Genomic DNA, 24,860 nt, shown 5'->3' with positions numbered 1-24,860 from the left:
GAAAACAATTTCCACTATAAGGACAAACCATGACATCCGATTCAAGACCGACGGTCGAACTGGCGGCCACCAATGATCAGCCGGCCGAAACACTTCCGGTGATCGGCCAGGGGACCTGGTACATGGGGGAAGGCCTGGCGGCCGAACGAGACGAGATCCGCGCTCTGCAACAAGGACTGGATCTGGGCATGACCCTGATCGATACGGCCGAAATGTATGGAAACGGCGGCGCCGAAACCGTCGTGGGCAAGGCCCTTTCCGACCGCCGTGACGAGGCTTTTCTGGTCTCCAAGGTCTTTCCCTGGAACGCCGGACGCGACAGCGCCATCAAGGCCTGTGAACACAGCCTGGCCCGGCTGAATACCGAGTATCTGGACCTGTATCTACTGCACTGGCCGGGCAGCATCCCCCTCGAGGAAACTCTCGAGGCCTTCGAGCGTTTGCAGGCGCAAGGCAAGATCCGTCGCTTTGGGGTATCCAATTTCGATGTCGACGACATGCAGAAACTCACAGCATGTCCCGGCGGCGATGCCTGTGCGGTCAATCAGGTGCTCTATCATCTCGGTTCACGCGGTATCGAACACTCGCTGCGTCCCTCGCTCCGCCAACACGCAGTACCGCTGATGGCATACTGTCCGCTGGCTCAAGGTGGACGACTGGGGCGGGACCTTCTGAACGACGCCGATATCGTGTCAATGGCCAGGGAACGTCGCCTGACACCGGCACAGTTGCTACTGGCATGGGCCACACGCCCCGTCGAAGGGCAGCGCGACGTCATCGCCATTCCCAAGGCGGTCGACACGGGGCATGTCACCGACAACGCCAATGCACTCGACATTGAACTCGACACTGAAGCCATCGAACGTCTGGATGCACTGTACCCCGCTCCATCCGGCAAAACAGCGCTGGATATCGTGTGATACTTCTCATCCCCGCCGAGATGCCAGCCGATCCGCCAGCCGGGTCGGCTCCGGCAACTTGGTTCGTCCCAGGCAGCGCACCACCCATGTCACTGCGGTATCGAGGCCAATCCGGTGGCCAGGCGACACGTAGACCGGTTTGACACCCTGACGTGAGCGCAAGACGGCTCCCAGCTCTTCACGCTGGCCTTGTGCATCCTGATCCCAGAACGGTGTCCAGGCGCCACGCGCCTCGGGAACACTGTCATGACGACCGCACAGACGCTTCTTGGCAACCCCGATCGTCGGCAGGTCGAGCCATAGACCCAGGTGAGATGCAACACCGAGACGGCGTGGGTGCGCAATGCCCTGTCCATCGACCATGACCAGATCGGGAGAGTGTGTCAGTCGTGCGAAGGCTTGCAGCGCGGCGGGCACTTCGCGGAATGACAGCAGGCCGGGAATATAAGGCATACGAGTCGGTTCACGGTGCACGGCCCGTTCCAGTTCACCGAGCCCTGGCCACTTCAGAACCACGACAGCGGCACGAGTCGTCTCGCCGTCATCCTCGAAACCGATATCGACACCGGCGATGCGCTGGACATCGGCGATGCGATCGTCCCGTTCGACGCTGGCCGCCAGACACTGTTGAAGTGCCACCGCCTGGGCCGGCGTGACATCCCAGTCATGCAAGGATTCCATCATGCTCCTACGTTAATCGCAGAAGCCCCACCCTTCCAACAGCATACGCAGCTTTTCGACACGCGCCCGGTTCTTGCCGAGATCGGTAACGCCCAGGCGGGATGCACTACGGACGTGACAGACTCCTTCGTCGTCACTCCAGAGAAATTCCAGGTCGTCGACGAACCCCAGCAACGGTGAGTGACATTCCGCATGCAGATAGCCATCATCCACTGTCACGACTTCCACATCCTCACAACCTTCGATGGCGATTCGCAGACGTGCCATCAACTCCTGCTTGCTGCGGTTACCGGGATCGAGCGGTGCCACATAATGGGCGTTGTCCTCGGCCTGGCTGCAGACACTGTTGGGAGAGTTCGGGCAACTGGCCAGTCGACCATGGTGAACCCCGATGTGGGATGGGCGCTTACGCGTCAAGGGATTGGTCATCATGGTGGCGTTCCTCGCTATCTATGGACCTATCAGCAAAACATTATGACCACTGTCATCAACCATCGGAATCATTTATGGAAAATAATTCCATATGCTGGATTAACCATAGCAAGTCCCGATTCCGCTGCCAAGACACATCGTTAAAGCGCGTCGTGGAAAAGCGCCATCAGTTCACGTTTGTCCTCGAACCCGATTCCCGGTATCTGCGGCATTGCCACCCGCCCCTGCTCGATCGGGGTGGAGTCGGCAAATCCCCCGAACGGAGCGAACACCCGGGGATAGGACTCGTTACCGCCCAGCTTGAGTCCAGCGGCAATGTTCAAGGCAAACTGATGTCCCCCATGAGGAATGCACTGACGCGGCGACCAGCCATGCGTCTTCAGTACATCGAGCATGCGAAGGTATTCGACCAGGCCGTAGGAGAGCGCGGGGTCCATCTGCAGCACGTCTCTATCCGAACGCATGCCGGCATAGCGCAGCAGATTGCGCACGTCCTGATGAGAGAAAAGGTTTTCACCCGTCGCCGACGGCGGCGCATAATGCTCGCCGAGTTGCAACTGCAATGCGTAATCGAGTGGATCGCCGGCCTCCTCGAACCAGCGCAATCCATAGGGAGCCATGCCTTGGGCAAATGCCAGCGTGGTCTGGAGATCGAAACGACCATTGGCATCCACTGCCAGACACGCCGGGTCTCCCACGATATCCAGGGCCGCTTCGATGCGGCGCAGGTCATCTTCCAGCGGCACGCCCCCGATCTTCATTTTGGTGGCGGTATAGCCCATATCCAGGTAATCCTGCATCTCCTCCTGGAGACCGCGAATTTCCTTATCGGGATAGTAGTACCCACCGGCAGCATAGACGGGGACGCGTGGATCCGGTTCACCGTCGCCGTAACGTTCTGCCAGCAATTGTGCCAACGAACGGCGCTCAACCTTGGCGACGATATCCCAAATCGCCATATCGATGATGCCCACCGCCACCGAGCGTTCTCCGTGCCCTCCCGGTTTCTCGTTGGCCATCAGGACATCCCAGACCCGGAACGGGTCCAGGTTGGTTCCATTGTCATCCAGCAGTGAAGCGGGGTCGGCTTCTCTCAGGCGTGGCAGGAATCGTTCCCGCAACAAGCCACTCTGCGCATAGCGACCGTTGGAATTGAAGCCATAGCCGATCACCGGCTGACCATCGACCGTGACATCGGTATGAATGGCCAGCACCGAGACATCCATCCTGGCAAAGGAGATATAGGCATTGGCGATATCGGACGCGATCGAGACACGGGCCTCGCGAATGTCGGTAATTTTCATGCTGTCACCTTTAGATCAAGAAGCCGGCCGGCAAACGAATGTTGAGCACTTCCTTGAACGTCAGATAGAAGACACCGACCAACAAGAGAATCGCCGGGCTCCAGCGCAGGAGCCGATGCCAGCTGACGGGTCCCTCGACGCTGGCGAGGTACCAGGTCAGGGCGTAGAAGGCCACCACCGTCGAAACCAGAAAGCCGATATGATTGATAGCAATCCACCATACGAAAAAACCAATCGCAACGACCATCAGTCGGCGTGGACTACCGGTAATTTCGACACGACGCTCCCCGGGCCGAATGAATCCCTTGATGATCAACACCACGGACAGCAGTACCAGAATCACCAGTACCGCTCGCGGAAAGAGGATGCTCAAGCGCCCCATGCTCCCATGAGGCAACCAGAGGAGCGCGGCAAAGGCGAGCCCCACCAGGCCGGCGACGACATCGGTATTGAGACGCAGGATCATGTCTCCTCCTTCTGGTCACCCGGGGCATTCGGTTCCTGATCGACTCGTGCCAACCGGCCGCTACGCTCCAGCCAGATGGGAATCAGGGCCGTGGCCGCGCCGACCAGCACCAGTCCGGCCAATATCTTCGACAAGGGATTCTGGAGCAGCCGCAACCAGGGAACAGGATCCGCTACCGCAGCCAGCATCGTCTGCACATAGCCTTGCTCGGCGATACCACCGAGAATCAGCCCCAACACGATGGGGGCGGCATGAATGCCGATCAGCCGTAGAAAATAGCCTGCTGTGCCCAGAATCAGCATGATGCCGACATCGACGATACTGTTGCGTAATGCGAAGGTGCCCAGAATAGTGACCATGGCAATACTGGGTACCAGGAAGTAGTACGGCGTACGGATCACCGCACGATGAATGATCCGACCACCCAATAAACCAATCGGCAGCAGCATCAGGGCGGCCAGCCCCATCGAAAGGATGAAGCCGTTGGTCAAGACGCCCGTTTCGGTGAACAGGTCGAGTCCTGGACGCAGGCCATGCAGCAGCAGCACGCCCAAGATGATGGCATCCGGGGGCGCGCCGGGAATACCCAGCGTCAACAGCGGTATCATGCTGCCTGCGACCATGACGTTATTGCTCGATTCTGAAGCGACCACACCTTCCAGGTTGCCTTTGCCGAAACTTTTCGGATCCTTGGAAAATCGACGCGCTTCGTTATAGGCCACCAGACTCGTGACGTTCCCGCCTGCACCGGGAATGATGGCGACGAGCTGTCCGATCAAGCAGGAGCGGATTAGATTGGCCGGTCTGCCGAACACCTGGCGGGCGATACGGCCGATGGATAGCTCGCGCTTACGCAGTTCACCACCACTGGGAATGGCTCCCCGACCCTCCGCCGCCATGGTCAGCAGTTCAGGAATCACGAACAGACCGATCAGTGCCACGATCAACTCGATCCCACCCTGGAGTGGCGGATAGCCGAATGTGAAGCGGGTTTCGCCACCCACGGGTGATACCCCGATGGTGCTCAACATCATGCCGATACAACCTGCCAGCAGCCCCTTGAGCAGCGAGCCGCTTGACAAGCTGGCAACCAGCGTCAGCCCCAGCATCGCGACCCAGAACATCTCGGCAGGACCGAAAGCCACGGCCAACCGCGCCAGCGGCGGTGCCAGTAGCAACAGGAAGATAACCCCGACGACCCCACCCACGACCGAGGCCATGGTCGCTCCCGCCAGCGCTTCGTAGGCTCGCCCCTGTTTCGCCATGGGGTAGCCATCGAAGGTGGTGGCAATGGATGAGGGGGTACCGGGGGTATTGATCAGGATGGCGGTGAAGGCGCCACCATAAATCGATCCCATGTACACGGCGCCCAGAGCGATCAGTCCCTGCAAGGCCTCCATGGAAAATGTGAAAGGCAGCAATACCGCCAGTGCCATGGTCGCCGTCAAGCCAGGCAACGACCCGATGAACAGCCCCAGCGTCACACCGACCAATACCGTCAAAAAGCTTTCCAGCGTCAGCACCGAAGACAGTGCCTGCAGCAGCATCTCCATCTATCTCTCCAGCGTGGCGTCGGGCGAAATCATGGCGTTACCCACATAATGAGGATCACGCCTGAAGATGAAGAAGAATCCACTAAAAAAGCCACCCAGCTCCGCGATTCACGAAACCGGGTAGCGAGGGAGAGCAACTTACTCCTCTTCTTCGGCAGCTTCTTCGAGGATCGGTCCGTAAGCGTCTCGTAGTTGGCCAATGACCTCGTCGACTTCCTCACCGGTGATATCTTCCATCACGAAGCCGAGCGGCTCCTGCTTGGAAGCGATTTCCTCGTTAGCCTTGGCAAAGGCATCTTCCAGGGTTTCGACCACTTCATCCGGTGTGTCTTTGGGGACCGCCACACCTCGGTAGGCGCCACCGACGATATCGTAGCCCTGCTCCTTGAAGGTCGGCGCATCCGGCAATGCCTTGACACGTTCTTCTGAAGCCACGGCCAGGACACGAGCTTCATCCTCCATCTCGGTTCCCAGCATGGTGTAGTTGAAAATACCGGACAGATGGTTACCTTCGATGGCTCCCTTGAGGGGGCCTGTGCCGGTGAAAGGGATGTAAGTCAGATCAATGTCGGCAGCCTCTTCGAAACGCAGCATACCGAGATGGTTGGCACTATAGGTGCCGCTACCCCCCAGCGTGATGGATTCCGGATTTTCCTTGGCATCCTCGACCAGATCATCGAGCGTTTCATAGGGGCTGTCGTCAGGCACGATCAGCGCATTGGGAGTGGAGTGGAAGAACGTCACGATACGCCAGTCATCGGTTTCGAAGCCGGCGTCGCTACGCTGAATCGGCTGACCGATGATATGGGGGATATTGACGCCGATGATCTCGTACCCATCGGGTTCCGCATCATTCTGGAACTGGCTCCAGGCCACGGCACCACCGCCGCCGGGCTGGTGCGTCACATTCACGCTGACCCCCAGTTCTTCTTCCAGAATCGGTTCCTGGAATCGCGCGGTCACATCCGATTCACCACCAGGGTCGAAGGGAATGATATAGGTGATGTCTTCTTCCGGATAGTCTGCCTGCGCCGCCATACTGAACCCGACTACGGCCAGGGTTGATATGGCCACGACAAGTGGTTTGCGATTGAACTTCATTTGGCATGCTCCCGATCGTTGTTATGCAGTAAGCGTTACCTCGATGCAGTCGCCCTGTTATGTCTTATCGTATGGACGCTGCGTCTGAATCAGGCCGCCATTGGGACGATGGCAGGGCCCTGATTAGGAAGCTAGCCAAGTTGTAAAAGTTGTCAAGTACGGGTGCTGACACTGACGTCGTACTCAGCCCTGAAATACCCGACGGCGGGAGTTGCCGAGATGCGCCTGCATGTGGCGTGCAGCGGCCTCGCTATCGCCCGTCAGGATGCTATCGGCTATGTGTCGATGTTCTTCCTGCACTTCCGGAAGATGATGCAAGGGGCGTCGCAAACCAAGACCGCGTGCCAGGTTCTGGCCATACGTGATCGGTTGCTCGAGCGATAGCAGAGTATCGGAAAAGTAACGATTGTGGGTGGCCCTGGCGATGGCGAGATGAAAACCGAAGTCGGCATCCACCCCGAGGGCGTTGTCACGGATGCGTTGTTCCAGCAATCCCAGCGCCTCACCCACGGCCTGACGGTCTTCATCAGTGGCGTTGAGAGCAGCCAACCGGGCAGACTCCGTCTCGACAGCGATACGGAATTCGAAGCAACGCTGAATGTCCGCGAGGCTTTCCAGCGGGGCAAAGTCCAGCATCGCACGTGTCGGACGGCGACGCACGAAACTGCCGGCACCGCGATGTGAGTCCACCAATCCATCCTTGCGCAACCGTGCCAGTGCCTCGCGCACGATCGGACGAGACACCCCATGGGAGCGTGCTAACGCCTCTTCCGAAGGCAGTCGGTCCCCTTCCTCGAATTCCCGTTTGATAATGCGATCGATGATGTCGCCATAAACTCGATCACTCAACTTGGTCGTCTGCCCCCCACTTTGCGCTCGCCCAGGCAGTTCCTCTCGCTGCTGATGGTTAGCCATCAAGCCCCCTCTCCTGTGTCGACAGCCTATGCCCTACGCTAGCGTGGATTGCGATGATTCGCTAATCGTATCAACATCATGGCCAAATGCTGTCATGATAAGCGCATGTGCAACGCTGCTGGAGGCATCCCATGACGACCGCCAAACAAATGCTCGAATCGCTGGTCGGTTTCGCCACGGTATCCCGCGACTCCAATCTGGCGTTGATCCAGTTCATCGAGCGCTTCCTCGATAGTTACGGCGTGCCTCATCAACGCATCGACAGCGACGATGGCAGCAAGGCCAACCTGCTGGCACGCATCGGTCCCAAGCACGAAGACGGCGTCGTACTGTCGGGGCATACCGACGTCGTTCCGGTCGACGGTCAGCCCTGGAGCAGTGATCCATTCACGCTCACCGACAAGGGCGATGGTCGCCTTTACGGTCGCGGCAGTTGCGACATGAAAGGCTTTATTGCCTGTGCACTGGCACAAGTGCCCGCGTGGACACAACAGGAACTCGATCGTCCCATCTACCTGGCACTCTCCTATGACGAAGAAGTCGGTTGTCTGGGGGCCCCACGCTTGATCGAACGGCTGATGGAAGACCAGCCTCGCCCCGCCGCCGTCATCGTCGGCGAACCGACCTCCATGGCACCGGTCGTCGCGCAAAAAGGCGTGACCAACCTGCGCACCACCGTCACGGGCCGTGAAGCGCATTCCAGTCAGATCTATCAGGGTGTCTCCGCCATTCACGTCGCAGCGCGTTTGGTGACGAAGATCGAGGACATCATGAGCGAACTGCGCACGGAAGGTCGTGTCGATGAAGCTTTCAATGTCGCGCACTCCAGCTTGCATGTCGGCAAGATTCAAGGGGGAACCGCCATCAACATCATGGCGCGGGAATGCCACTTCGACTGGGAGATTCGCCATCTTCCCGACGATAAGGCCGAGGAACTGCTCGAGCGGTTGACGGCCTACGCCGATGAACTGCAGGCCGGCCTGCGCCAACGAGCCCCGGAGATACGCATCGAGACCAAGTGCTTGACCGATACCGTGCCCGCCCTGGCCGACCGCGACAACCAGACTGCCCTGACGCTATGCCATCAATTGCTGGATTCGCGTCGTAACGAAGCGGTGGCCTACGCCACCGAAGCCGGCCAATACCAGGGGGCCGGATTGTCGACGATCATCTGCGGTCCCGGCAGCATTGCCCAGGCACACCAACCCGACGAATACATCGACCATGAACAGCTGGAAGCCGGTGAGCGTTTCATGGTACGCCTGGGAGAGGTCTTGTCAGAGACTGAGTGACTCACAACATATTGCCTGTATGTTCAACATATGGCACGTTGAAACGACATTTATCCGGACTGACCCCCTATCGTGAAGGCAACCGCATCCAAGTCATCTCCACGCCCGAGTATCGCCGAGTATCTGGCGGAAACCATCTTCTCCGGACGTTATCAACCCGGCGATTTCGTCCCCAAGGAGGTCGATCTCGCCCAGCAGTTCGCCCTCAATCGTTCCGCCGTACGGAGTGACCTCCGGCAACTCGTGGATACCGGCATCATCGAGCGTATTTCCGGCCACGGCTCGAAAGTCAGAGATTACGAATCCTGGAATATCCTCGACCCCATGGTCACCGACTGGATGACGCGCTATGCCGCACCCAATCCCCGCATCCACCGCGAGATTCTTGCCTTCCGGCTGGATGTCGAGCCCTATGTTGCCATGACGGCCGCCCGGCGCGCCAAGGCACGCGACCTGGTGGCCATCGAGGAAGCCTTCGAGGGCATGGAGCAGAACTTCAACAACGCCAGTTGTGCCGAGGAACGCCGTCTCCACAATGACTATGACGTGGCATTCCACGTTGCCATCTACAAGGCGACGCACAATATCGTCTGGTCGCAGCTATCCCACATCCTCAAACCATCGATCTACCTGCTGGTATCGATGTCCAATGTCAGTGCCACTGACCCGGAAGACAGCCTGGAACGCCACCGTCAGGTCATGGAGTGCATACGGGCGCGCCGGCCACGGGATGCCTTTCTGGCCGCCCAGGCGGTACTCGACGGTACCGCCGATGCGTTAGGACTGGAGCCCGGCGGCAGTACCTTGGGGCGGGACCTGGACCCTTATTGATTGACCGTGACAGTCTCAAGTGGCCGACGAAGGGTCGAAATCGGGATACCGACGACGCTCCAGTCGACGTTCGTACAAGCCCTTGGCCAGCAGGGTACCAATCACCAGTGCACCACCCACGAACGACAATGGCGCCGGCTGCTCACCCAGGATCCACCAGACCCACAGCGTGCCCACCACGACTTCCAGCAGCAGGAGCAGCCCCACTTCGGCGGCTGGCAAGTAGAGCGGCCCACGCTGAATCAGTGTCACTCCCAGTGGCACGATGACCAGACACAGTACTACCACGACCAACCAGCGATCGATCGGAGGCAACGACAGCCCGCCGGACGAGAATTCGACGAAGCCGGCACCGATCGCCACGATCAAACCGGCAAAGGTCAGCATGGGGCTCATGTCGATCCCGGGGCGAGTGCGACACAGGGTAAAGTTGATCGCCAGCGTGGACGCAGCCAGCAACGCAAAGGCATTGCCCTGCCAGGAGCCCACACCGCTATCGTCGAGCGCTACCAGTACGATGCCGATGACGCACAGCGCTATGGCCAACCAGGTTCGCCGTGGCAATCGCTCCTTGAGAATCACCCATGACAACCCGGCGGCAATCAACGGCGCTCCCGCCAGGATCATCAGCACATTTCCCCCTTTGGTGTACTGATTTCCCAGCACGAAACCGCAGGTCGTCATGCTGAACAACAGCGCGACACCGATGCCGACCCAACCACAACGCCGGTATGCCGCGACAGTATTGCCACGATGGCGCGCCACCACGATCAGAAAGAAACCCAATGCCGACAGCAAACCACGCCACATCAGAATCTCGGCATCCGGCAGGCCGGCCACCTTGATCAACAGTGCATCGGGCGACATGACCAGTGCCCCACCACCAGTCAACAGAAGTCCCTGCTGGCGGTGGGACAAGGTATTGAAACCGCTCATATCAGTGATTATCGCGCGGCGGACTGCGACGAGCGACATCCCGATACTTGGTCGCCGGCTCCAGTGTCATGCCGCGATCGAGCGGCTCGACCATGCTGCGTTGAATCTCCTGCCAGGGCGTCTGATGATCGGGATACGCATACCCCCCTTGGGATGCCAGACGCTGACGGCGAGCCTCGAGTTCCGCCTCGTCGATCAATACGCGGACTTCACCGCGACCGAGATCGATGCGGATGCGATCCCCGGTCTCCAGTAGCGCCAGGCCACCCCCGGTGGCCGCTTCCGGTGACGCGTTGAGGATCGATGGCGACCCTGACGTCCCCGACTGGCGACCATCCCCCAGACACGGCAGCGACTCGATGCCTTGTCGTATCAGTGCTTCCGGCGGCTGCATGTTGACGACCTCGGCACCGCCAGGATGGCCGACCGGCCCGGCGCCCCGCATCACCAGGATGGTGCTTTCATCGATGGCGAGCGATGGGTCGTCGATACGGGCGTGATAGTCCTCGGAACCATCGAACACGGCCACCTTGCCTTCGAAGGCGTTGGGGTCATCGGCATCGTTCAGAAAGCGCCGACGGAATTCGCGCGAGATGACGCTGGTCTTCATCAATGCCGAGTCGAACAGATTGCCCTTGAGATTGATGAAACCGGCATGCTCCACCAACGGATTGTCATAGCGCCGGATCACCTCGGGATCGCTCGTTTCACGACCCTGAACGTTGGTCGCCAGTGATCGGCCGTTGACCGTCACGACATCGCCATGAAGACGCCCGGCACCCAGGAGCTCATGAATGACGGCAGGCACCCCGCCGGCACGATGGAATTCTTCACCGAGATACGCACCAGCAGGCATCACGTTGGCCAGCAACGGTATCTCGTGGCCGAGCCGCTGCCAATCGTCGTTGTCGAGTTCGACGCCGGCATGGCGGGCGATGGCGTTGATGTGAATGGGGGCGTTCGAGGAGCCACCCAACGCCGAGCAGACCACGATGGCATTCTCGAACGCCTCACGGGTCAGGATCTCGGAGGGGCGCATATCCTCCCAGACCATGGCGACACTGCGCTCCCCGGTCTGGTAGGCGATCATGCTGCGCTCCTTGTAGGGCCCCGGAATCATGGCCGAGCCGGGCAGGCTCATACCCAGCGCTTCCGCCATCGAATTCATCGTCGAGGCCGTACCCATGGTATTGCAGTGACCGACGGACGGCGCCGAATCCGTCGCCCGCGACAGGAACTCTTCGTAATCGATATCGCCGGCGGCGAGTCGCTTGCGCAGTTCCCAGATGATGGTGCCCGAACCAACGCGCTCACTACCGCGCCAGCCGTTGAGCATCGGTCCACCGGAGAGCACGATGGCCGGGATGTTCACCGTGGCCGCCGCCATCAGGCAAGCCGGTGTGGTCTTGTCGCATCCCGTGGTCAACACCACGCCATCCAGCGGATAGCCGTGCAACACTTCCACCAGGCCCAGATAGGCTAGATTGCGGTCCAGCGCCGCCGTGGGTCGGCGCGCATTCTCATGGATGGGATGCAACGGGAACTCGAACGGCACGCCTCCCGCCGCACGAATTCCATCCTTGACCCGCTTGACCAGTTCGATGTGATGGCGATTACAGGGCGTCAGATCGGAGCCCGACTGGGCGATACCGATGATCGGCTTGCCACTGGAGAGCTCTTCCAGGGTCATGCCGTAATTCATGTAGCGCTCGATGCACAATGCCGTGGTCGCGGGGTGGTCGGGGTTGTCGAACCACCAGCGGGAACGCAGTTTGTCGGGTGTCATAGGATAGTTGGAATCGCTCATGGCGTGCTCGTCTCTCATCGCAAATTCGCGGCATACGCCGCGCGGCGTCACGGCCGATTAGTCATGTACCAAGGGACAACGATAGTTCAGGCGCTCATCGAGAGGCAGTCCGAGGAGCCCGGGGGCGCTTCCAGTAACAACGCCCCTGGTACAGCGTGATCATCGTGTTCTGCCTACCTTACGCTATCGTGGTCCTCTACAGTAGCACGCCTCTCGGTATTCGTGGATCAGTGCGAGTGCCGCGGGACTTCCGCCCCCCGCTTGCCGACCAGGAAGTCGAAATCGCACCCCTCATCGGCCTGCAATACGTGCTCGATATAGAGCTGACGATAACCGCCGTCACTGGCAATGCGTTGTGATTCCGCCGTCGGATCACGCTCGGCCAGACGACGCTGGAGTTCTTCATCACTGACATCCAGGTGAAGACGCCCGGCGTCGCAATCGAGATCGATCCAGTCACCGTCCTGAACGGCCGCCAGTGGACCACCCGCCGCCGATTCAGGCGCCACATGCAGCACGACGGTGCCGTAGGCCGTACCGCTCATGCGAGCGTCGGAGATGCGCACCATGTCGGTAACGCCCTGTTCCAGCAGCTTGGCGGGGAGACCCATGTTGCCGACTTCCGCCATGCCATGATAACCACGCGGCCCGCAATTCTTCATCACCAGGATGTCGTCGGCAGTGACGTCGAGATCGGGATCGTTGATGCGCGCCTTGTAGTCATCGAAGTTCTCGAAAACCACGGCACGACCTCGGTGCGTCATCAGTTCGGGGGTCGCGGCGGACGGCTTGAGGACGGCCCCATTGGGTGCGAGATTGCCACGCATCACGCACATCCCTCCATCGTCGCGTAGCGGGTTATCGAGCGGACGGATCACGTCGTCATTATAGAGCGGTGCCTCCTTGACGTTCTCCCACAACGACTTGCCATTGACGGTCATCGCGTCCTTGTGCGGCAACCGGTCGGCCTCGCCCAGGCGACGCAGCACGGCAGGGAGTCCACCGGCATAGTAGAACTCTTCCATCAGGAAGCGACCGGAGGGTTGCAGATCGACGATGGTCGGCGTGCCCCGTCCGATACGTGTCCAGTCGTCGAGCGCCAGATCGACCCCGATACGACCGGCGATCGCCTTCAAGTGCACGACGGCATTGGTCGAGCCACCAATAGCGGCGTTGGTGCGAATGGCGTTCTCGAATGACTTGCGCGTCAGAACCTTGGAAAGATGCAGATCCTCATCGACCATCTCGACGATACGGTTGCCGGACAGGTGTGCCATGACGTAACGCCGTGAGTCCACCGCCGGAATCGCAGCATTGTGTGGCAACGAGACACCCAGAGATTCCGCCATGCACGCCATGGTGGATGCCGTCCCCATCGTATTGCAGGTTCCCGCCGAGCGTGACATGCCGGCTTCGGCCGCCATGAAATCGTGCATCGAAATCTTGCCTGCCTTGACGTCTTCGGAGAGCTGCCAGACCACGGTGCCGGAACCGATATCCTTGCCCTGGTGCTTGCCATTGAGCATTGGTCCGCCCGTAACCACGATGGTGGGAATATCGCAACTCGCCGCCCCCATCAGCAGTGCCGGCGTGGTCTTGTCGCAACCGACCAGCAACACGACGGCATCGACCGGATTGCCCCGGATCGATTCCTCAACGTCCATGCTAGCCAGGTTGCGGGTAAACATTGCGGTCGGCCGCAATAGAGACTCACCGTTCGAGAACACGGGAAATTCGACCGGATAACCGCCCGCTTCCAGCACTCCCTTCTTGACGTGCTCGGCAAGCTTGCGGAAGTGGGCATTGCACGGGGTCAACTCCGACCAGGTGTTGCAGATGCCGATGATCGGTTTTCCCTGGAATTCATGGTCCGGAATGCCCTGGTTCTTCATCCAGCTCCGGTACATGAACCCGTTCTTGTCAGCGTTGCCGAACCACTGGGCACTGCGCAAGGGACGCTTGCGATCGGTCATACAAATACTCTCCTGAAGCAAAGGTTCATGCGCGCTGACGTCGCGTCTGCTTCCAGCGATCGAACATCACCGCCAGCAGCAGTATGGCGCCACGCACCAGGTACTGATAAAAAGTGGGAACGTTGAGCAGGCCCATCGCGTTCTGGACACATCCCATGATCAGGACCCCGACCAGCACGCCGGTAATGGTCGCGACACCGCCGGAAAGGGCCACTCCCCCCAGGACACATGCCGAGATCACGGCCAGCTCGAGACCCATGGAGGTGTTGGGGTCCCCCATGCCCATGCGAGAAGCGAGCAGGACACCGGTCACACCGGCAACCACGCCCTGCAGCCCGAATACGATGATTTTCAGTCGCCGCACATTGACACCCGCCAGGGCGGCCGCTTCGCTGTTACCACCGGTAGCCAGCACGTTACGCCCGAACGCGGTCAGGTTGAGCAATACGCCAAAGATCACGAAGCATGCGATCATCGCCCAGACGGGTAGCGTCAGTCCCAGGAAGGACGCCTTGCCCAGTGCAAAGAAGCCGGGCACAGTCACCATCACGGCATCGCCGCTGGAGGTGATATAGGCCAATCCACGGACGAATTCCATGGCCGCCAGTGTGGCGATCAGGGAATTGATCCCGAACTTGGCAATCACGAATCCGTTGAAGGCCCCGACGGCGCCCCCGGCCGCCACCCCAGCGATGACACCAATGAACACACTACCCACCGCTGAAGTGACAACGGCAGCCACCACGCCGGTGAACGCCACGATCGACGCGACCGAAAGATCCACTTCGCCAAGTGCCAGTACCATCATCATGGTGGTGGAAATCGTGCCGATCAGCGTCACCGACAACAACAGGCCGACCATGTTGCGGCCGGTCAGGAAGTCGGGAATGAAGATCGACAGCGCCACGAACAGAATCACGAAAATGCCGATCAATCCTGATGTATCCAGCAGGGTACGCAGCGGCTTGGCCAACCCCTGGCGGCCCTCCGGCCGCGCGTCGGCCCCGATCTCTTCCTCTTGCGCCACTTTTTGTGTCGTCATGATCCACTCTCTAGCAATCGTTCATTAGGAAATCAGGCAGGCAGGGCGAGACCGAGCAAGCGCTCCGGTGTCGCCTCATCACGCGGCACGATGTCGACCAGGTCGCCATCCCGCATTACCCCGATGCGGTCGCAGATGGAGCTGACTTCCGCCAGGTCACTGGAAATCACCACCACGCTCTTGCCCTTCTCCGCCAGGTCGTAAAGCAGGGTGTAGATATCGCGTCGCGCACCGACATCAATCCCTCGGGTGGGCTCATCCATGACGAAAAGCTCGATCTTTTCGGAGAGCCAGCGCCCCAGAATCACCTTCTGCTGGTTACCGCCGGACAGGGTGCTGATTCGTGTTCGAGGACCCGGTGTCTTGATGCTCAAGCGACGGATGTATTCTTCCGTGTTGGCGAGTTCACGCTTGGAATTGCGAAAGATTCCCCACCGCTTGAAGAAACGACGACAACTGATGTTGAGATTGTCCGTCACGCTGGCGATGGGAAAGATCCCCTGCGATTTGCGGTCTTCCGGGCACATCGCGATGCCCGCCCGGATCGCCTCCGAGGGATGCGTGAACCGGCGTGCTTCGCCACCGAATCGAACGCCGCCGGCGCTCGGGGCTTCGACACCACACACCAGACGCATCAATTCACTGCGCCCTGCACCCACCAGTCCGAACAGGCCGAAGACCTCGCCACGACGGAGGTCAAAACTGACCGGAGAATTGATTCCCTTGCCCTCGATGGCATTGATATCCACCAGCACGTCACCCAGATCACGCGGTCGAAAGCCGTATACGTCCTCGATGTCACGCCCGACCATCTCGCTGACCAGTGCGTCATGATTCAACGCGCCGAGACCTTCGTGCGTGCGAATGTGTTGGCCATCCCGGAATACGGTCACGGCATCGCACATTTCAAAGACCTCTTCCATGCGATGAGTGACATAGAGAACGACGCGCCCTTCGTCACGTAAGCGCTGGATGATCCGCTTCAACTGCCGGGTTTCCTGAACAGAAAGACTGCTGGTCGGCTCATCGAAAGCGATCACTCGCGCATCGCGTAACAAGGCCCGGCCGATCTCGATCATCTGCTGTTGACCGATCGACAGGTCACGCACCTTGGTTCGAGGGTGAATGTTCTCTTCGCCCAACTCCTTCAAGATTCGACGCGCCGAGGCATCGAGAAGGGAACGATCGACCAGGCCCCGTTTCTTGGGCAACTGCCCCAGCATCAGGTTTTCGGCCACCGTCATGTTCGGCGACAGAGTCAACTCCTGATAGATGATGGCAATACCGTGCCGCAAGGCTTCACGTTCGTTGGCAAACACATGCTGTTCACCATCGATCCATAGCGTTCCCTCGGTAACCTGATTGACTCCACTGAGCACCTTGAGCAGCGTCGATTTGCCGGCACCGTTCTCGCCCATCAGAGCGTGGACCTGCCCTGCGTGAGCGCCGAAACTGACGCCATCCAGGGCACGTACGCCGGGAAATTCGACGCTGATGTTGTCGAAACGCAGATAGGGTTCACTCATGTTCGTGCTCCATGCGCCTGCCGAGCCTCCGACAGGCACCTTACCTTTGGATTACAGGCCGAGTTCTTCCCGAACCTCTTCCCAGTTGTTGCGCGTCATGAGTTTGCCCTTGGTTTCCGTATTGGCTTTCGGCTTCTCGCCTTCGGTAATCCATTGATAGAGATTTTCCGCTGTTTCACGGCCATGCATGGTCGAGCTTACAGCGATGGTGCCGTGGAAACCGGTCGGCTCATCACGAGAAAACTCAGCAAATGCCGCGCCGGAGCCATTGATGCCGACACCAATGACGTCCTCGGCATCGATACCGTACTGTTCGGTCGCACGGACACCACCCAGCACGCTCTCTTCGTTCAGGGCGTAGATGATCCAGTGTTCGATATCTTCATTCTGGGAAATGACCGGTGCAGCGGCGGAAAAGGCACTGTTGGTATCGGTATTCTCCTGCGGTGCATCGAGGATGTTGTCTTCAGGGAAGCCGTTATCAATCAAGACATCACTGGCGCCCGTCGTCCGTTTGACGGCAGTGGGCAATTCTTCATTGGTGATGCGCAACGCGGCGACATTATCTGCATCCCATCCCCGCTCCTGCATTTCTTCATGGATCGCCTCACCGACCTGCTCGCCGATCTTGTAACCCGACATGCCCAGATGCGGCACCTCCTCCATCGGATCGCCATTCGAGTCCACGAAACGATCATCCACGGTGATCACTTTCATGTCGTACTCTTCCGCACGGTTCATGATCGTGGGACCCAGGCGCACATCCGGGGGACAGATCACGAAACCCTCCGCCCCTTGGGAGTTCAAGTTATCGATGGCGCTCAGCACGGCCTGGCCGTCTTCGCCGCCCATCCTGACGACCTCGAAGCCCATCTCTTCACCGACCTCGGTAGCGGCCTCTTGTTCGTTGATGAACCAGGCCTGTTCAGGCTTCTTGACGATAAAACCGATCTTGACCTCGTCTTCCTCGGCCTGGACCGTGCTCGCAGCGCTCAATGCGACGGCGCTGCTGAGCAGTAATGGAGTCAATCGCGTTGTGAGTGGCATATTCCTCTCCTTTTCCCGATACCGGGGATTTGTTGTTGTCGCCGAAGCGGTTACCGCGACTCATGCACACCATAATCCGATACAGCTATAACCATCCAATACTCATATTGTCAGATATCGATATCATTTTTTATATCACCCAACTGACAACAGCCGAGATACCGTCCAGCGCATTCGCCTATGCTGCGACTAAAGTGTGGATAGCGCTCGACCTGCCGAGGACAACGGCCAAAAGCGCTGACGCCCCGGCGGAGAGCCAGGGCGTCGATGCAAGTCTCATGGGGTCGCTATTATCGAAGTGCCGTTACTGCTCGGCATCACGGACTGAGAAGTCATAGCGGGTCTGACTGCTATACGTCTCACCGGGCGATAACAAGGTTGATGGAAAGTCAGGCTGGTTGGGTGAATCGGGAAAATGCTGGGTTTCCAGTGCGAGGCCGGAGCGGTGGCCGTAATCCGTGCCTGATTTCCCGGTCAGTGAACCATCGAGAAAATTCCCTGAATAGAACTGGAGACCCGGCTCGCTGGTCTGGACCTCCATGACCCTTCCGCTTTCCGGAGCGACCAGTCGGGCGGCTGTAACCAACTCGCCCTCCTCCACCTCGCGTCGATCCAGCACGAAATTGTGATCATAGCCGCCCCCTTTCTCCAACTGTTCATCGTCGTTGTCGATACGAGCACCGACAGAGGCGGGATCGCGGAAATCAAACGGCGTGCCGTCCACGGCGCGGATCTCTCCAGTGGGAATCAGACCGTCATCCACCGGGGTGAATGCCTTGGCATTTATCATCAAACGATGATCGAGAATATTGTCATCACTGGCGCCGTCTCCAGTGACTCCATCGAGATTGAAGTAGCTGTGCTGAGTCAGGTTGACTGGAGTCACGGCATCCGTCGTGGCCTGATAGTCGACGACCAGCTCGTCGCTATCGGTCAGGGTGTAGCGAACCCGAGCCTGCAACTCTCCCGGATAACCTTGATCGCCATCCGCACTGGTCAATGACAGGATCACCCCGACCCCACGTTCATCCTCGACCGTCTCGGCATCCCATAAGCGCTGGTCAAAGCCCTTGTCGCCACCATGCAGATGATTGTCACCATCGTTGGTGGGGAGCCTATGGGTTTCCCCATCGATCGTGAACTCACCATCGGCGATACGGTTACCATAACGACCGATCAGTGCGCCGAAATAAGGATTGGCCTCGCGATAGCTATCGGACAAGTAACCATCCAGAGAATCGAATCCCAGCACCACGTCATCGAATGCTCCTGACGCATCCGGCACGCGGAGCGCTACGATGATCCCCCCGTAGGGGGTCACCGAAAGACTCGCCCCGTTGGTATTGGTCAGGGTGTAGAGTGCCACGTCTCGCCCATCGGGCATTGTGCCGAATGCGCTCTGCTCGATATGCCGATCGCCTTCCGTTCGAGTATCGTTGTTATCGTTCGAGTCCTCCGCCGTGGCGGCCGCCGTCACAAGAGGTAATGCCGTCAACGCCGCCCACACCCACCGAGAGGTGGCACCTGGGTAGCCCCTGGCCTTCCTGGCAGTCATTTTATTATCAGTCATGTCGTCTCCTGGTTTGTTGTTTTCCGTTGAGCCGGCACGCCCCACGTTAGACAGGCGACGACTTAACCGCTAATACTAGATAGCTCGTCTATCCATATTCATTCGGTTATCACTGCATGACACGACGCTCCGTCATGGGCGAACTACCGCCCGACTGGTTTCTCAAGGTAAGACTAAAGTTACGCCATCTTCAGTTGTTCCTCGCACTGGACGACCATCGCAATCTGCACCGTGCGGCCGACACCCTGGGCATGAGTCAGCCGGCCGCGTCCAAACTCCTCAATGAGCTGGAGGAACGGTTGGGAATGCAGTTATTCGAGCGCCACTCGCGGGGCATCGAACCCAACTGGTATGGCGAAATCGCCGTGCGACATGCCCACGACATTCTTTCCTCGCTGCAGCAGACAGGTGAGGAGCTCAACGCTCTCAATGATGGCAATGCCGGAGTCGTATCCGTTGGTACGGTGATGGCGCCGGCCGTGACCTTGATTGCCCAGACCCTGGAACGTGTGCACCGCCGACTCCCGGGACTCAAGGTCAACGTCCATGTGGATGTGAGCCCGGCGCTGATCCCACGCTTGCTCGAAGGCGAGTTCGACATGGTTGTCTCACGAATTCCCGCCGGTTTCGACCCGGGCCATTTCGTCTTCGAAGAGATCGGCGAAGAGGCGATCTGTATCGTGTGCCGGCGGAATCACCCTCTGGCCGACAAGGGCTCGCCGACACTCGCCGAGATGACGGCCTATCCCTGGTCCCTCCAGCCACCCGGAGCACTGATGAGACAACGTGTCGATCACCTGTTCATGTATCACGACCTGTCGCCACCGGCCCGGATCGTCAATACGCCGGACATGCTGGCATCACTGGCGCAGGTCGCGGTTTCGGATACCCTCACGGTCGTCAGTCGTGAAGTCGCCGAACTGCTTTGCGACCCACAACGCTTTCATCTACTGCCCACCGAGGAATCGCTCAGCGTCCAGCCTTATGGTCTTGTCACCTTGCGCAAGCAACGCCTCTCTCCCGGAGCCGCGGCGTTGAGCACAGTGCTCCGTGAAGTGATCGAAGACAGTCGTTCGACTGAGTGACGACAAGGGTGAGTCGCCAGCTCCCGCTGGCAGTGCCCAGCACGCCACTGGACTCTCTCGTGACAAGGCATCGAAGGGACGCTCGACTAAAGTATATGTTGAACATAAATACCATATGTTCAACATATACAGACTCAACTCACACCAACCACGCATCAACAACAACACGTTGCGGAGAGAGTCATGCTCAAACATCCTCTTATCATTACCAGTTCCGTTCTTCTGATCGGTATGTCCGCTGCCCAGGCCGCGGAATACGAATGGTCGTTCCAGGCCTCGGAGACATCCGGCGAACCCAGCTTCAAGATCAAGCAAGAGTGGGCAGACAAGATCGAGACCATGACGGATGGCCGTGTCAGTATCGAGGTCATGCCCATCAACTCCGTCGTCGGCCCGACCGAAACACTGGATGCCGTCAGTTCCGGTATACTCGACGGCCACATGACAGACCCGAGTTACTTTTCTGGGCAGGATCCCGCCTTCGGCATGCTGGGCAACCTGGTCGGTGCCTGGAGCGACCCTTATGACTTCCTCGAGTACATGAAATATGGTGGGGGCGAAGACCTTTACAACGAGTTGATCGAACCCTACGGCGCTCACAACATCGCTTCCGCCACCTTCCCGCTCGAATCGGTGCCGACGATCGAAAAGATCGAAACGATCGAGGACTTTGAAGGCATCAAGATCCGTGCCCCGCAAGGGATGGTCTACAACATTTTCGAGCGCATCGGCGCCTCACCGGTCAATCTGCCGGGCTCCGAGGTCTTTACCGCCATGGAGAAAGGCACGATCGATGCCGCCGACTCCACCGTACTTTCGAACAACGATGCGATGGGGCTCCACGACTTCGCCAAGTATCCGCTCTATCCCGGCTTCCACTCCATGCCGATGATCGATATCTCCATCAACAAGGAAACGTGGGACAGCCTGCCCGAAGATCTGCAGACCACGCTGGAAACCGGTTTCGATGCCATGGCTTACGACTTGATCGCACGCCTCAAGGAACAGGATCTCGAAACGCTGCAGGAACTCAAGGAAAATCCCGATGTGGAGCCTGTCGACCTGTCAGCCGAAGAGCGCAAGAAGTTCCGCGAAGCGGCCAAGGAAGAGTGGGCAGAATGGGCTGAAAAGAATGACATGACACAAAAGATCTACGATTCCGCCACCGGCTTCCTGGAATCCCGCAACCTTCTCTGAGGCATCGACAATCACTTCATCATACCGGTGTCCCATCCTGATCCCGATCGGGATGGGGCCGGAGAGTTCCCATGTCAGAAAAGTCTCCACAGTCCACCGATATCACCGAAGTCCTCGAAACCGTCGAGGATGTATCCCCTGAACGCAATGGCCTTGATCGTCTGATATCACGCGGTGCCCGTGGTGCTGCCTGGATGATCCTGTTCGCCATGGGCATCAGCGTGGTCGAGGTCTTCCTGAGGTACGGCTTCAACTCGCCGACGTCCTGGGTGCACGAAACCGTCGTTTTCCTGGTCGCCACGAGTTTCGCGCTCGGCGGACCGGCGGCACTGGCCAAGAACAGCCATATTCGCGTCAAGGTACTCTACGACAATGTCGGACCTCGTATGCGGCATTGGATGGACCGTTTCAATGACCTGGTAATCCTGGGTTTCTGCATCACCATGAGCTATGCCGCCTTTCATTTGTTCTGGCGCGCCTCACACAATCCCATGGGTGATTGGCAACTGGAACGCTCCGGTACGTCCTGGAATCCGCCGATCCCCGGGTTGCTCAAAGGCATCATCCTTTTTGCACTGCTGTTAATGACGGTACAGGCCCTGCTGCACTTCATTCAGTCACTCCGAGCCACGCCTGAGGAGCGCACGTAATGGATATTTCGACGGCAACGATGCTGATGGTCGGCGCGATCTTTGCGTTGTTGGTCACGGGCCTGCCCCTGGCATTCATTACCGGCCTGGTCGCCATGGTGTTTACCTTCGGATGGTTCGGTACCGACGCTTTGCCATTGGTCACCAGTCGCGTTTACGGATTCATTACCGAATATTCACTGGTCGCCGTTCCCATGTTCGTGCTCATGGCGTCCTTATTGGACCGATCAGGCATTGCCAAAGACCTGTTCAATGCCATGCGAGTGTTCGCAGGGCGGCTGCCTGGCGGGGTAGCCATACAGACTATCGTCGTCGCCTTTTTCCTGGCGGCCCTGTCCGGCATCATCGGTGGTGAAATCGTTCTGCTGGGCATTCTCGCCCTCCCGCAGATGCTGCGTCTGGGCTACGACAAGCGACTGTCCATTGGCGTCGTGTGTGCCGGTGGCGCCCTGGGAACCATGATGCCGCCCTCGATCGTATTGGTCATCTATGGGTTGATTGCCAGTGTATCCATTGCCGATCTGTTCGCGGCAGCGGTGACGCCGGCAGTGATCCTGATGGGCTCCTATATCGCTTATGTCCTGGTCCGTTGTCTCAAGGATCCGCAAAAGGGACCGCCACTGACGGAGACGACACGAGACAACCCTTTCGCCAGCAGGCTGGACGCCATCAAGGCGATCCTGCTCCCCGCCCTGATCGCTCTCATGGTGCTCGGCACCATCTATGGCGGCATCGCCTCAGTGACGGAGGCGGCGGCCATGGGTGTTTTCGGTGTCATGCTGGCCATTGTCATCCGTCGCGAATTCTCGATTACCATGTTGCACCATAGCCTGGCTCAGACGCTCAATACGTGTGGCATGATCATCTGGATCGGCATTGGTGCTGCGGCACTGGTCGGTGTCTACAACCTGATGGGTGGCGATCGCTTCGTCTCGAACCTCATCCTCGGCATGGACGTCGCCCCGATCGTGGTCATTCTGGTCATGATGGCGATCATGCTGGTGCTGGGGCTGTTCCTGGACTGGATCGGCATTGCCATGCTGGCGCTGCCCATCTTCCTGCCGATCGTGACGCAACTAGGGTATGACCCCATCTGGTTCGGCATCCTGTTCGCCGTCAACATGCAGGTATCGTTCCTGTCGCCGCCATTCGGTCCCGCTGCGTTTTATCTCAAGAGCGTGGCACCGCCCGACATCGCTCTCAAGGATATCTACCTGTCGGTACTGCCGTTCATGGCTATCCAACTCGTGATACTGGCGATCCTGCTACTATGGCCGTCGCTGGCAATATGGCCCCTGTAACCCGCTCCCCGCAGTCAAGAGAGACGATCATATGCGACTGATTCAATGCTTGTACCAAAACCAGCCACGGGCCGCACTGGTCGAAGACAATGATCGTGTCCGGGTGCTGGATACCGATACCTACCACCTGGCATCCCGAGCCATCTCCCACGGTCGCCCGCTCGCGGAGATGGTCGAATCGGCCCTGACCGATACTCGGCTCGACTATCAGACTCTCATCGATGAAAAGCGACTGTTACCGCCACTGACTCACCCCGATCCAGCCCATTGCCTGGTGACCGGCACCGGTTTGACCCATCTGGGCAGTGCCGATACCCGGGCCTCGATGCATGCGAAGACACAGATCGACGACAGTGAGTTGACCGACTCCATGCGTATGTTCAAATTGGGAGTGGAAGGTGGCAAACCGGAACCTGGCGAGGTTGGCGCCCAACCCGAATGGTTCTACAAGGGGGACGGTGACTGCATCGTCGCGCCGGAGGACGACATCCCTGTGCCCTCCTTCGCCCAGGATGCCGGCGAAGAACCCGAACTGGCGGGTCTCTATCTGATCGGCGAGGATGGAACACCCTGGCGGGTCGGCTATGCACTCGGCAATGAGTTCTCCGATCACGTCACTGAGCGCTATAATTATCTGTGGCTGGCCCATTCCAAGCTACGCGCCTGCAGTTTCGGCCCGGAGTTGCTGATCGGTGAGCTTCCGGAGCATCTGGAAGGCACCAGCCGCATCGTTCGCGAAGGAACGACCTTGTGGGAGAAGCCGTTCCTGACCGGCGAAGCCAACATGGCACACAGTCTCGCCAACCTGGAATATCACCATTTCAAGTATGCGAATTTTCGTCGGCCAGGTGACGTCCACGTGCATTTTTTCGGCACGGCGACCTTGAGTTTTGCCGATGGAATCCAAACACAAGGGGGGGACCGCTTCGAGATCGTGTTGGACACGTTCGGACGACCACTACGCAATCCCCTCAACACTGACAATGCCCCTGATACTGTCACCCTACATTCACTTTAATGCCTGACGCTGTCCCTGACATTCAGGAAAACGACAAGCGCTATTTCAGGAGGTCAAGATGACACTCGAAGGAACTTCGCTAATCGGCCAACAATCCGTGGCCGGTAATGCAGCCAGCATCAACGCCATCAACCCTGCCACCGGCGAGACGCTGGAACCGACCTACGCCGGCGGCAGCAAGGCCGAAGTCGACAAGGCCTGTGAACTGGCCGA

Annotated in this window: 22 protein-coding genes; 8 read left to right on the top strand and 14 right to left on the bottom strand. The window is 58.9% G+C overall.

Features of this window, described 5'->3' with window-relative positions:
- Positions 1-29 precede the first annotated feature (29 nt).
- On the top strand, positions 30-920 hold the full coding sequence (locus BLW01_RS13680) for an aldo/keto reductase (RefSeq protein ID WP_092570672.1): 891 nt from the start codon (positions 30-32) through the stop codon (positions 918-920).
- A 6-nt stretch (positions 921-926) separates the two neighbouring features.
- Here BLW01_RS13680 and nfi read toward each other — a convergent pair whose 3' ends face one another.
- From nfi to BLW01_RS13645, 7 genes are all read right to left on the bottom strand, one after another.
- A complete protein-coding gene (gene nfi, locus BLW01_RS13675; protein ID WP_092570670.1) occupies positions 927-1,604 on the bottom strand; it encodes a deoxyribonuclease V in 678 nt (225 codons plus the stop codon).
- A 9-nt stretch (positions 1,605-1,613) separates the two neighbouring features.
- Positions 1,614-2,033: a DUF1499 domain-containing protein gene (locus BLW01_RS13670; RefSeq protein WP_217635543.1), complete on the bottom strand. Its 420-nt coding sequence runs from the start codon at positions 2,031-2,033 to the stop codon at positions 1,614-1,616.
- Between the two features lie 140 nt (positions 2,034-2,173).
- Complete coding sequence (locus BLW01_RS13665; protein WP_092570668.1) at positions 2,174-3,337, bottom strand: mandelate racemase/muconate lactonizing enzyme family protein; 1,164 nt, start codon at positions 3,335-3,337, stop codon at positions 2,174-2,176.
- A 10-nt stretch (positions 3,338-3,347) separates the two neighbouring features.
- Positions 3,348-3,803, bottom strand: coding sequence for a tripartite tricarboxylate transporter TctB family protein (locus tag BLW01_RS13660; protein WP_092570667.1), 456 nt, complete (start codon positions 3,801-3,803; stop codon positions 3,348-3,350).
- Positions 3,800-5,356 carry a tripartite tricarboxylate transporter permease gene (locus tag BLW01_RS13655; RefSeq protein ID WP_092570665.1) on the bottom strand — a complete coding sequence of 519 codons (1,557 nt, stop codon included), beginning with the start codon at positions 5,354-5,356 and terminating at the stop codon, positions 3,800-3,802. Before BLW01_RS13655 ends, BLW01_RS13660 begins: the two co-directional genes overlap by 4 nt.
- A 138-nt stretch (positions 5,357-5,494) precedes the next feature.
- A complete protein-coding gene (locus tag BLW01_RS13650; RefSeq protein ID WP_092570663.1) occupies positions 5,495-6,457 on the bottom strand; it encodes a Bug family tripartite tricarboxylate transporter substrate binding protein in 963 nt (320 codons plus the stop codon).
- Positions 6,458-6,640: 183 nt separating this feature from the next.
- On the bottom strand, positions 6,641-7,372 hold the full coding sequence (locus BLW01_RS13645) for a FadR/GntR family transcriptional regulator (protein ID WP_092570662.1): 732 nt from the start codon (positions 7,370-7,372) through the stop codon (positions 6,641-6,643).
- Between the two features lie 131 nt (positions 7,373-7,503).
- Between BLW01_RS13645 and argE the strand changes: the two genes are divergently transcribed.
- On the top strand, positions 7,504-8,664 hold the full coding sequence (argE, locus tag BLW01_RS13640) for an acetylornithine deacetylase (protein WP_092570660.1): 1,161 nt from the start codon (positions 7,504-7,506) through the stop codon (positions 8,662-8,664).
- Between the two features lie 69 nt (positions 8,665-8,733).
- A complete protein-coding gene (locus tag BLW01_RS13635; protein WP_373294272.1) occupies positions 8,734-9,495 on the top strand; it encodes a FadR/GntR family transcriptional regulator in 762 nt (253 codons plus the stop codon).
- A gap of 15 nt (positions 9,496-9,510) precedes the next feature.
- Here BLW01_RS13635 and BLW01_RS13630 read toward each other — a convergent pair whose 3' ends face one another.
- The 7 genes from BLW01_RS13630 to BLW01_RS13600 form a co-directional block, all read right to left on the bottom strand.
- A complete protein-coding gene (locus tag BLW01_RS13630; RefSeq protein ID WP_092570656.1) occupies positions 9,511-10,431 on the bottom strand; it encodes a DMT family transporter in 921 nt (306 codons plus the stop codon).
- Position 10,432: 1 nt separating this feature from the next.
- Positions 10,433-12,238, bottom strand: a complete 1,806-nt coding sequence (locus tag BLW01_RS13625) for an IlvD/Edd family dehydratase (RefSeq protein ID WP_092570654.1) — start codon at positions 12,236-12,238, stop codon at positions 10,433-10,435.
- A 227-nt stretch (positions 12,239-12,465) separates the two neighbouring features.
- A complete protein-coding gene (locus BLW01_RS13620) occupies positions 12,466-14,211 on the bottom strand; it encodes an IlvD/Edd family dehydratase (RefSeq protein ID WP_092570653.1) in 1,746 nt (581 codons plus the stop codon).
- A gap of 25 nt (positions 14,212-14,236) precedes the next feature.
- Positions 14,237-15,253, bottom strand: coding sequence for an L-arabinose ABC transporter permease AraH (araH, locus tag BLW01_RS13615; RefSeq protein WP_092570651.1), 1,017 nt, complete (start codon positions 15,251-15,253; stop codon positions 14,237-14,239).
- 32 nt (positions 15,254-15,285) lie between these two features.
- Positions 15,286-16,779: an L-arabinose ABC transporter ATP-binding protein AraG gene (araG, locus tag BLW01_RS13610; protein WP_092570649.1), complete on the bottom strand. Its 1,494-nt coding sequence runs from the start codon at positions 16,777-16,779 to the stop codon at positions 15,286-15,288.
- Between the two features lie 51 nt (positions 16,780-16,830).
- A complete protein-coding gene (locus tag BLW01_RS13605; RefSeq protein ID WP_092570648.1) occupies positions 16,831-17,826 on the bottom strand; it encodes an arabinose ABC transporter substrate-binding protein in 996 nt (331 codons plus the stop codon).
- A 304-nt stretch (positions 17,827-18,130) separates the two neighbouring features.
- Positions 18,131-19,396: an aldose epimerase family protein gene (locus BLW01_RS13600; RefSeq protein ID WP_229806498.1), complete on the bottom strand. Its 1,266-nt coding sequence runs from the start codon at positions 19,394-19,396 to the stop codon at positions 18,131-18,133.
- Positions 19,397-19,530: 134 nt separating this feature from the next.
- Here BLW01_RS13600 and BLW01_RS13595 point away from each other — a divergent pair, with 134 nt between their 5' ends.
- From BLW01_RS13595 to araD1, 5 genes are all read left to right on the top strand, one after another.
- The gene (locus tag BLW01_RS13595; RefSeq protein ID WP_092570646.1) at positions 19,531-20,481 is read left to right on the top strand and encodes a LysR substrate-binding domain-containing protein; all 951 of its coding nucleotides are present in this window, start codon (positions 19,531-19,533) and stop codon (positions 20,479-20,481) included.
- Positions 20,482-20,664: 183 nt separating this feature from the next.
- Complete coding sequence (locus BLW01_RS13590; protein ID WP_092570645.1) at positions 20,665-21,678, top strand: TRAP transporter substrate-binding protein; 1,014 nt, start codon at positions 20,665-20,667, stop codon at positions 21,676-21,678.
- A gap of 71 nt (positions 21,679-21,749) precedes the next feature.
- Complete coding sequence (locus BLW01_RS13585) at positions 21,750-22,328, top strand: TRAP transporter small permease subunit (RefSeq protein WP_092570643.1); 579 nt, start codon at positions 21,750-21,752, stop codon at positions 22,326-22,328.
- Positions 22,328-23,629 (top strand): TRAP transporter large permease, encoded by a 1,302-nt coding sequence (locus tag BLW01_RS13580; RefSeq protein WP_092570642.1) that lies wholly within the window; start codon positions 22,328-22,330, stop codon positions 23,627-23,629. Before BLW01_RS13585 ends, BLW01_RS13580 begins: the two co-directional genes overlap by 1 nt.
- Before the next feature lie 31 nt (positions 23,630-23,660).
- On the top strand, positions 23,661-24,647 hold the full coding sequence (araD1, locus tag BLW01_RS13575) for an AraD1 family protein (protein WP_092570640.1): 987 nt from the start codon (positions 23,661-23,663) through the stop codon (positions 24,645-24,647).
- The last annotated feature ends 213 nt before the right edge of the window (positions 24,648-24,860 follow it).

This window comes from Aidingimonas halophila, assembly GCF_900106955.1.
Taxonomy (GTDB): Bacteria; Pseudomonadota; Gammaproteobacteria; order Pseudomonadales; family Halomonadaceae; genus Aidingimonas; species Aidingimonas halophila.
The sequence above is the reverse complement of the archived record's forward strand: the minus strand, read 5'-3'. Positions and strand labels throughout refer to the sequence as shown.